Below are 10,160 nucleotides of genomic sequence, written 5' to 3' on the forward strand. Positions count from 1 at the left end.
CTCGGGCGCGTCGACGATGACCCGCGCGGTGTTCGAGGCGCGCACCAATCAGATTGCGCGCGAACTGATCGGCCGCGGCGTCGGTCCGGGACAGGTCGTCGCCATCGCGATCGCGCGGTCGGAATACTCGGTCCTGGCCACGGTCGCGGTGGTCAAGACGGGTGCGGCATTCGTGAACATCGATCCGCGCTATCCGGTCGAGCGCCGGGCGGCGATGCTCGCCGACAGCGCGGCCGCATTCGGGCTCTGCGTGTCGTCCACCCGAACCGAGGGGGCCGACGACGATCTGCCGTGGCTGGCCATCGACGAGCCCACCACCGAACTACAGGTCGCCGGTCACTCCGGGACCCCTTTGCGCGCAGGCGAACTGACGCGCCCGGTGGCCGTCGACGATCTCGCGTACCTCATCTACACGTCGGGTTCCACCGGCCGGCCCAAGGCGGCCGCGGTGAGCCATCGCGGGCTGGCCAACATGGTGGCCAACCAGATCGCCGTGCTCGGTCTCACCCGCAACGCCCGCGTCCTGCACGTGGCGTCGCCGAGTTTCGACGCATCGGTGTTCGAGCTGCTGATGGCTGCCGCCTCCGGTGCCGAACTCGTGGTGTGCCCGGCAGATGTCTACGCGGGCACCGAACTCGAGAAGCTGATCGCCGAGCACCGCGTCACCCACGCGGTGATGACGCCATCGGCGCTGGCCACCCTCGACCCGGCGGCCGTCGCAACCCTGCGCACCGTGATCAGCGCGGGTGAGGCCTGCCCGCCGGAGTTGGTGCGGCGCTGGGTGGGCGGCGAACACCGCAGGTTCTTCAACCTGTACGGCCCCACCGAGGCGACGATCTGGGCGACCGCCGCCGGACCGATCTCGGCCGACGACGACGTGACCATCGGCCACGCGCTCGACGGTGTCGGAGCCTATGTTCTGGACAGCTGCCTGCGCCCGGTGGCCGACGGCGTGCCGGGGGAGCTGTATCTGTCCGGCGATCAACTGGCGATCGGGTACCACCATCGCGCCGATCTGACCGCGAGTGCGTTTGTCGCGAACCCGTACGCCGACGGCGCGCGGATGTACCGGACCGGTGACCGGGTCACCCGCACCAGCTCCGGCGAGCTGATCTATCACGGTCGCACCGACTTCCAGCTCAAGATCCGTGGCCTGCGGATCGAGCCCGGCGAGGTGGATGCGGTCCTGCGCGACCACTCCAGCGTCGCCAATGCGCTGAGCCTGGGCGTCGAGGGACCGGCAGGGGAGACGATCCTGGTCGCCTACGTCACCGCGGAGTCGGACGCGACGGTGCATCCCGACCAGCTGACCGCTCACGTCGGAAAGCATCTGCCGCAGTACATGGTGCCGCACACCATCTGCGTCATCGACTCCTTCTCCATGACCCCGGTGGGCAAGGTCGACCGCTCGGCGCTGCCCGACATCGACTTCAGCGTGTCGCGTGACTTCATCGCTCCGCGAACACAACTCGAAGCCGTCATCGCCGACGTGTTCGCGCAGGTGCTCGACATGGACCGGGTCAGCGTGCGCGACGGGTTCTTCGAACTCGGCGGGAACTCGCTGTCGGCGACCAAGCTGGCCGCCCGCTTGTCGTCGGTGCTCGACCGTCGGATCGCGGTCCGCGAGATCTTCGAGGCGCCGACGCCGGCCGGCCTCGCCGATCTGGTGTCCGACTCGATGGCCGCCACGACGACCCCACCGCTCGTGGCGCGCAACCGGGCCGAGATGGTGCCCGTCTCCACGGTCCAGCGCGGCATGTGGCTTGTTAATCGTGCCGATCCTGACTCGCCCGTGTACAACGTGGCGATGGCGCTGCGTCTGGTCGGCGAGGTCGACTTCACCGCCCTGCGTGCCGCCGTCGTCGACCTCATCGGACGCCACGAATCGCTGCGCACCACCTACCCGATGATCAACGGCGAGCCGATTCAGGTGATCGTCCCACCGGAGGTGATCGCGGCCGAACTCGATCTCGCAGCGACTCCCGTCACCGGACCGGTGGCCGACGCGATCGCCGCGGTGACCGGCGAGGGATTCGACGTCACCACGAAACCGCCGGTGCGCCTGGCGATCCTGGAGGTCGAGCCGACCGAACACATCCTGCTCTTCGTGGTCCACCACATCAGCGCCGACGGCGCATCGATGGCACCGTTGGCGCGTGACCTCATGACCGCCTACGCCGGCCATCTGGCGGGCACCGGTCCGCGGTGGCGTCCGCTGGACATCCAGTACGCCGACTTCTCGCTGTGGCAGGCCGACAAACTGAACGCCGAGTCGAACGGGATCACCGAGGGGCAGCGCCAGCTCGACTACTGGAAAAAACGACTCGCCGGTGCCCCCACCACCATCGACATCCCCACCGATCTGCCCCGTCCGCCCACCCCGTCGTTCGACGGTGCCCGCGTGGAATTCGAGATCTCGGGACAACTCGCCCGCAGCTTGCAGGCGGTCGCGCGGACGCAGAACACCACCCTGTTCATGGTCACCCACGCGGCGTTCGCCGTGCTGCTCGCGCGTCTGAGCGGCCGCAACGACGTCGTCGTCGGCACGCCGTACGCGGGTCGCGGTGAGCTGTCGCTCGAGAGCATCGTCGGCATGTTCGTCAACACGCTGGCCCTGCGGACCCAACTGCGGCCCGACGAGCCGTTCACCGCGATGCTCGAGCGGGTGCGCGGCGAGGATCTCAGCGACATGGCCAACGCCGACATCGCCTTTGATCAGATCGTGTCGGCGGTCGTGGACACGCAGGCCAGCTCGCACAACCCGTTGTTCCAGGTCATGTTCGCGTTCCAGAACATCGAGTTCCCGATGTTGGAACTCGACGGTCTGCGGGTCACCCCGATCGACGAACAGCTGATCCCGGCAAAGGTCGATCTCCAGCTGACCCTGTTCCCGGACAGCCCCTACGCCGACGACGTGACGGACGGCGCGATGCGCGGCGAGTTCGTCTACGCCACCGACCTGTTCACCGAGGACACCGTCTCGCTGCTCGCGCAACGGTATCTTCGAGTTCTGGAGGCGATCGCCGCCGACCCGGGTTGTATCGTGGGTGACATCGTGATTCACACCGCGGACGAACTCGCGGGAGCCGTGCCGTCGCAGCCGGAGTCGTCTGCCACGGCGGTGGCCAGCCTGTCGGATCTGGTGGCAACCGCTGCGGCGGCGGCGCCGAATGCCCAAGCGGTACACCGCGAGGGCGTCTCGACGACGTTCGGAGAGTTGGGTGCGATGATGACGGCGATGATGGCAGTGCTGCCGGACCCGGATGCGGCACTGACGACGGCATTGGTGGCCGGCATACCCGGTCTTGCTGCGGGCGGCCCCGAGCTGCTCGACGACGTGCTCGGGGAACTGCGCGACCGCGCCACCGCGGCCGTCGACGCGCCGACCGGCCGGCCCGCGTCAGGAAGTGTCCATCACACGTGACGACGCTCGATTCGGGTGCCCCAGAAAACCCACGAGCCATCTCACGAGCCTGGGGCCACCGTCCATCCACGCTGCAGCTGATCTCGCTGGCCGCTGCCCAGGCGCCGGACGGCGTCGCCGTGCACGGAGCGGCCGGCCCGGTGACCTTCGCCGCACTCGACACGCAGGCGGCGGCGACGGCCGGTCTGCTGCTGGCCCGCGGGCTCGACGCCGAGGCGGCGATCAGCGCGACCATTGCCGGTCTGCTGCCCACCGCCGGACGCAGCCCCGTCGAAATCGCCTCGGCCACCAGCAGAGCCATCGCCGACATCCGGGCCGCGGCCGCCGCGGTGGCCGGCACCGACGACTGGGAGAGCCTGCCGGGTCTGTTCGCCTCGGCGGCGCACCGGTTCGCCGATCGCCCCGCGGTATCCGACTCGTCGGGTGCCACCCTGACCTACCGCGAACTCGACCAGCGCTCCGACGCGGTGGCCGCGGGCCTGGTCGCTGCGGGTGCCGGAGAAGAGTCGGTGGTGGGGCTGGCCTTCGGCCGATCCGTCGACGTCATCGTCGCCCTGCTCGGTGTGCTCAAGGCGCACGCCGCCTACCTGCCGCTGGACACCTCCAATCCGGTTGAACGGCTGGGGTTCATCATCGATGATGCGCAGCCGGTGCTGGTCCTGGCCGACGAGTCGGGCCGCGCGGCGCTCGCGGGGCTCGACGTCGAGATCGCCTCCCTCGACGCGATCGGGGCCGGCGCGGCGCCGTCGCCCGACCGCTCATCGGTGCGCCCCGCTACCGCGGCCTACATGATCTACACCTCCGGATCGACCGGCCGCCCCAAGGGGGTCGTGGTCGAGCATCGGCGCGTGGTGGCGCTGATGGCGGCGATCGCGCAGTGCTACGACCTCAGTGAACGCGACAGCACGACGATGTTCCACTCCTACCAGTTCGACGTGTCGGTGTTCGAGATCTTCTCGGCACTGCTGTTCGGCGGGCGCCTCGTGGTGGTCGACTACTTGACGACCCGCTCGCCGGCGGACTTCGCCGACCTCCTGGAACGGGAGTCGGTCACCGTGGTGGCCCAGACGCCGTCGGCGTTCAACCAACTCGGTGTGGCGTTGCGAGCCGATGCCACCCGTCATCTGGCGTCCAGCGTTCGCTACATCGTGCTGGCCGGTGAGGCGCTCGAGATGGGGTTGGCGCGGAGGTGGTATGCCGACCGCGCGGGGAACCCCGAGCACGGTCAACCGTTGCTGACCAACATGTACGGGCCGACCGAGGCCACGGTGTACAGCACGTTCCGCGCGCTCACGCCGGAATTCGTCGCGGCGACCACCGGATCGGACATCGGACTCGGGTTGCCGGGCGTGGACACCTACATCCTCGATGCACGCCTGCGGCCGGTGCCCGAAGGTGTGCCCGGTGAGCTGTATCTCGCCGGCGCGCAACTGGCGCGTGGCTACCTGGGCCGGGTGGGGCTCACCGCGTCGACCTTTGTGGCCGATCCCTACGGCGGTCCCGGCGCGGTGATGTACCGGACCGGCGACATGTGTTTGCGGCGTGGCGATCTCGGCGCGGGTGGCGGTATCGAATACCTCGGCCGCGCCGATGCGCAGATCAAGCTCCGCGGATTCCGCATCGAACTCGGTGAGGTGGAGGCGGCGCTGGCGGCGGCGCCCGGGGTGGCCGTGGCCGCGGCCGCCGTCAAGGTGCGCGACGATCAGCCGCCTCGACTCGTCGGATATGTGGTCGGTGTGGCGGGTGCCGAACTCGATGTGGCGCAAGTGCGTTCGGCCGCCGCCGCGCGGGTGCCCGAGTACATGGTGCCCGACGTCGTCATCGAGATCGAGACACTGCCGCTCAACATCAACGGCAAATTGGACCGTGCCGCGCTGCCGACGCCGCTGCCGGCGGTCGAGGCCGAATATGTCGAGCCGCAGGGGCAGCTCGAGACGGACCTGGCCGCGGTGATGGCCGATGTGCTCGGTCTCGACCGGGTCGGCGCCACCACCTCGATTTTCGACATCGGGGGCAATTCCCTGGTGGCCGCCCAGATTTCTGCGAGATGTGCCGAGTCGCTCGATCTCGAGGTGAGTGTGCGCGATGTGTTCGAGGCGCGGACGGTGCGTGAACTTGCTGCCCGGGTCGGTGGCCGCGAGCACGTGCACCGGCCGGAGCTTGTCGCCGCCACCCGGCCGGTACCGATCCCGCTCGCGCATGCCCAGCGCCGGATCTGGTTCATCTCCGAATTGGACCCACAGACAGCGATATACAACATTCCGGTGGTTCTGCGGTTCCGCGGCCCGCTCGACCCGGTCACGCTGTCGGACGCCCTGCATCGGGTCGTCGCCCGACACGAACCGTTGCGCACCCGATTCCCGAGCGCCGACGGTGAGCCGGTGCAGGAGGTCCTGGCGGTTGGCGCCTACCGCGCCGACATCGAACTGACCGATCCCTCCTCCGTCACGCCCGACGACCTGCCCGACGCGATCGCCTCGGTCGCCGGAGTCGGATTCGACCTGGCCGCGGCACCCCCCCTGCGTGCCCGGCTGTTCCGGGTCGCGCCCGACGACCACGTCTTCCTGCTGGTGGTACATCACATCATCGGTGACGGTGCCTCGCTGCGCCCGCTGGCCCGCGACCTCGTCGCGGCCTACTCGGCGGAACTCGACCACTCCGATCCACAGTGGCCCGAGCTGTCCGTGCAGTACGCGGATTACGCACTGTGGCAGCATGATCTGCTCGGCGACACGGAAGACCCGAGATCGATCGCGGCCCAGCAGCTCGCATTCTGGCAGCGCACCCTGCAGGGCGCTCCCGAGTTGCTGGTCCTGCCCGCCGACCGGCCCCGCCCGCCCGTGCCGAGTCAGCGTGCCGCTGCCCACTCCTTCACGGTGCCCGCCGAGTTGGTCGCCGCTCTCCACGATTTCGCGCATCGGCACAACGTCTCGCTGTTCATGACACTGCACGCCGCGTGGGTGGTGCTGCTGCACCGGCTCACCGGGGACACCGACATCGTGGTCGGCACCCCGTACGCGGGTCGTGGGGAACGCGCACTCGACGACCTCGTCGGCATGTTCATCAACACGGTCGCGTTGCGGACCGAGATCGATCCGGCGGCCGGTTTCGTGGACCTCGTGTCGAGGGTGCGCGACGCCGATCTTGCCGCACTCGGAAATGCCGATGTGCCTTTTGATCTCGTGGTCGAACGCGTTGCCCCGGTCAGGAGTACCGCACACTCGCCGATCTTCCAGGTGTTGCTGCTGCTGCATCAGGCGCAGAGTGTGGCGTTCGAACTCGGTGGTGCGCGGGGCGAGTTGATGGAGGTCTACCGGGACCTCACCGACAACGACCTCGCCATCACCTTCGTGGAGGCGGCTGATCCGTCCGCGGGGCCGGTTTCATCGGCCGGCCTGTCGGGAATCATCGAGTACAACACGGATCTGTTCGACGAGGATCGGGTGCGTTCGTTCACCGACATCTTCGTCCGGATCACAGCCGAACTCCTCGCCGACCCCGCGACGGCGGTCGGCGACATCCCGGTTCTCGACGCCGAGGATTTCGACCGTCGGCTCGCCGGTGACTGCGGCGACTCGGTGCGGGTTGCCGACATCACCCTCGCCGATGCTGTCGCACAACAGATCTCGGCGCACCCCGACGACGTCGTGCTGATCCACCGCGACCGGCGGGTCACCGGCGCAGAATTCGGCGCGCGGGTGGCCTCGCTCGCGCGCACCCTCATCGCCGAGGGGGTCGGCCCCGACGTGGCCGTGGTGGTGTGCATCCCGCGATCGATCGAGATGATGATCGCCATCCATGGTGTCGTCGCGGCCGGCGGCCAGTACGTGCCCGTCGATACAGATGCCCCTGCCGAGCGGGTCGAGTACATGTTGACCACCGCCGGCGCCGAGATCGCACTCGTCCATGCGGGCGAGCCGATACCGGAATCGCTGTCGGGCACGTCGGCACGGGTGTTCACCATCGACTCCACCGCCGCGATCGACCCGGATACCGCGCCCATCGCTGCGGCCGAACGGATTTCCGAAGGGCGCGGCGCCCACGCCGCGTACACCATCTTCACCTCCGGGTCTACCGGCCGGCCCAAGGGCGTCACACTGCCCCACGACGCCGTCGTCAACCGGCTGTACTGGGGCCTGGATCAACTGCCGATCACCGCCGACGACCTCGTGGTGCTCAAGACCCCGTACACCTTCGACTGTTCGGTCGCGGAGATCTTCGCGCCGCTGATGAACGGCACCCCGCTACTCATCGCCGATGCCGACGGCCACCTCGACCCGGTCTACATGGCCGAGCTGATGGCCGAATCCGGCGCCACCATGGCCCATTTCGTGCCATCGATGCTGGCGGTGTTCCTCGAACTGGCCGGGCCCGAACGGCTTTCGCGCCTCGATTCCCTCCGAATCCTGTCGACCACCGGTGAAGCATTGCCGCCGTCGGTGGCGGCGCACGCACGGGCCGCGATACCGAGTGCTCGGTTGTTCAACCTGTACGGGCCCACCGAGGCGGCGGTGGAGATCACCTACGCCGAGATCGACTCCGCGGCCGACATCGTGCCGATCGGTGTGCCGGTGTGGAACTCGACCGCCCACGTCCTCGACGCACGATTGCATCCGGTACCCGACGGCGTGGCCGGAGAGCTCTACGTCGGTGGCGTGCAACTGGCGCGTGGCTACGCGTCCCGTGCGGACCTCACCGCGGACCGGTTCGTCGCCGACCCGTTCGGCCGTCCCGGCACCCGTCTGTACCGCACCGGTGACCTCGTCCGGCGCAACTCGGCGGGTGACCTGGAGTACCTGGGCCGCACCGACTTCCAGGTGAAACTGCGCGGACAGCGGATCGAGTTGGGCGAGATCGAGGCCGCCCTGACCACGGCACCTGGCGTGGTACATGCCGCTGCCACCGTCATCACATCGCCGGTCGCCGGGGAACATCTGGTCGGCTATGTCGCCGGTGAGGCGATCGACATCGACGAGGTCAAGGCGGCGATCGCCAAACCACTTCCCGAGTTCATGCGACCGACGGTCTGGGTCGTCCTCGACGACGTCCCGCTCAACTCGGCCGGAAAGCTGGACCGTAAGGCGCTGCCGGAACCCGAGTTCTCCGTGGGGGAGTACGTTGCCCCGCACACCGACACCGAACGTGTCATCGCCGAGGTGATGGCCGCTGTGCTCGGCTTCGACCGGGTGAGCGCCACCGATTCGTTCTTCGACGTCGGCGGCAACTCGCTGTCGGCGACCCGCGTGGTGGCCCGGGTCTCCGAGGCCTGCGAGGTCGACCTCGGTGTGCGAGCGGTGTTCGACGCCCCGTCGGTGCGTGAACTGGCGGCCTTCGTTGATGCCCAGGGCGACCCGGTGTCCGGTGGACGGCCGGTCGCCGCACCGATTGTCGCGGTCGAGCGACCCGACGTGCTACCGCTGTCCGCGGCTCAGCAGCGGATGTGGTTCATCAACCAGTTCGACCCGTCCTCGCCCGCATACAACATCCCGGTGCTCTTCGAGATCGACGGCGCCGTGGATGCCGACCTGATGCGTCGGGCGCTCGACGACGTGGTCGGGCGACACGAGGTCCTGCGTACCACCTATCCGTCCGACGTCGACGGCGCGCCGTATCAGTCGATCGCCGAACACTTTGCGGGGCAGACCGATTGGGAAGTCGTCGACATCGACGCCACCTCGGCGCAGGCAGTCGTGGCGCAGACACTGGATCGCGGCTTCGACGTCGCCCGCGAACTCCCACTCCGGGTGCGTCTGATCCGCACGGGTATCGAAACCTCGGTGCTGGTGATCGTGGTGCATCACGTCGCGGCCGACGGCGAGTCGGGTCCGGTGCTCGCACGTGACCTCATCGCGGCCTACCAGGCCCGTGTCGCCGGGACGACACCGTCGTGGAGTCCGCTGCCGCTGCAGTACGCCGACTACGCGCTCTGGCAGGAGCGCGCCCTCGGATCGGCCGACGACCCCGACTCGGCCCGCAGCCGTCAGCTCGAGTTCTGGCGTCGGGCATTGGCCGGTGTGCCCGAGGTGCTCGACCTGCCCATGGACCGGCCACGCCCCGAGGCCGCCTCGTACCGAAGCGCGAGCATCGACTTCGCCGTCGACGGTCCTACTCGCGACGCACTCGTGCGGTTGGCCGATCGGTCGTCGATGTCGCTGTTCATGGTGGTGCACGCGGCGGTCGCGTCCTTGCTCGCCCGACTGTCGGGTACCACCGACATCGCCGTCGCGACCCCGGTCGCCGGCCGCGGACAGGCCGAACTCGACGACCTCGTCGGAATGTTCGTCAACACCCTGGTCCTGCGAACCGAACTCGCCCCGGCGGACACCGTCGACGCGACCCTCGCCGGTGTTCGGGACACCGACCTCGCGGCCTTCGACCATGCCGGTGTGCCCTTCGAGCAGGTCGTCGAGGCCGTCGATCCCGTGCGGTCGGATTCCTTCGAGCCGCTGGCCCAGACGCTGCTGGTGTTCGTGTCGGCGCCGATGCCGGCGTTCGACGTCGCCGGTCTGCGCGTCACGCCGCGCGATCCGGGCGCCGATTCGGCGAAGTTCGATCTGACCTTCGGGGTCCGCGACGACGGGCCGTCGACAGGGGTGAGCGGCTCGGTGGTGTTCGCGACCGACCTGTTCGACGCCGACACCGCAGCGGGTTTCGCGCGGGGCTTCGAACGCGTGCTGGCCGGACTGGCTGCAGTCGCCGACGCCGACCCGGCCGTCGCGGTGCTCGCCGACATCGA

2 protein-coding genes are annotated in these 10,160 nt (G+C 68.9%); both read left to right on the plus strand.

The window, feature by feature from the left end; genetic code table 11:
* Window positions 1–3,424, plus strand: a 3,424-nt coding sequence (locus tag ABZW74_RS22755; RefSeq protein WP_355279567.1) for an amino acid adenylation domain-containing protein, incomplete at its 5' end; no start/stop codon positions are given.
* A partial coding sequence (locus ABZW74_RS22760) for an amino acid adenylation domain-containing protein (RefSeq protein ID WP_355279570.1) occupies window positions 3,421–10,160 on the plus strand: 6,740 nt, incomplete at its 3' end. The genes ABZW74_RS22755 and ABZW74_RS22760, both read left to right, overlap by 4 nt.

Origin of the sequence: Gordonia sp. NPDC003585, assembly GCF_040610755.1 — a bacterium.
Taxonomy (GTDB): Bacteria; Actinomycetota; Actinomycetes; order Mycobacteriales; family Mycobacteriaceae; genus Gordonia.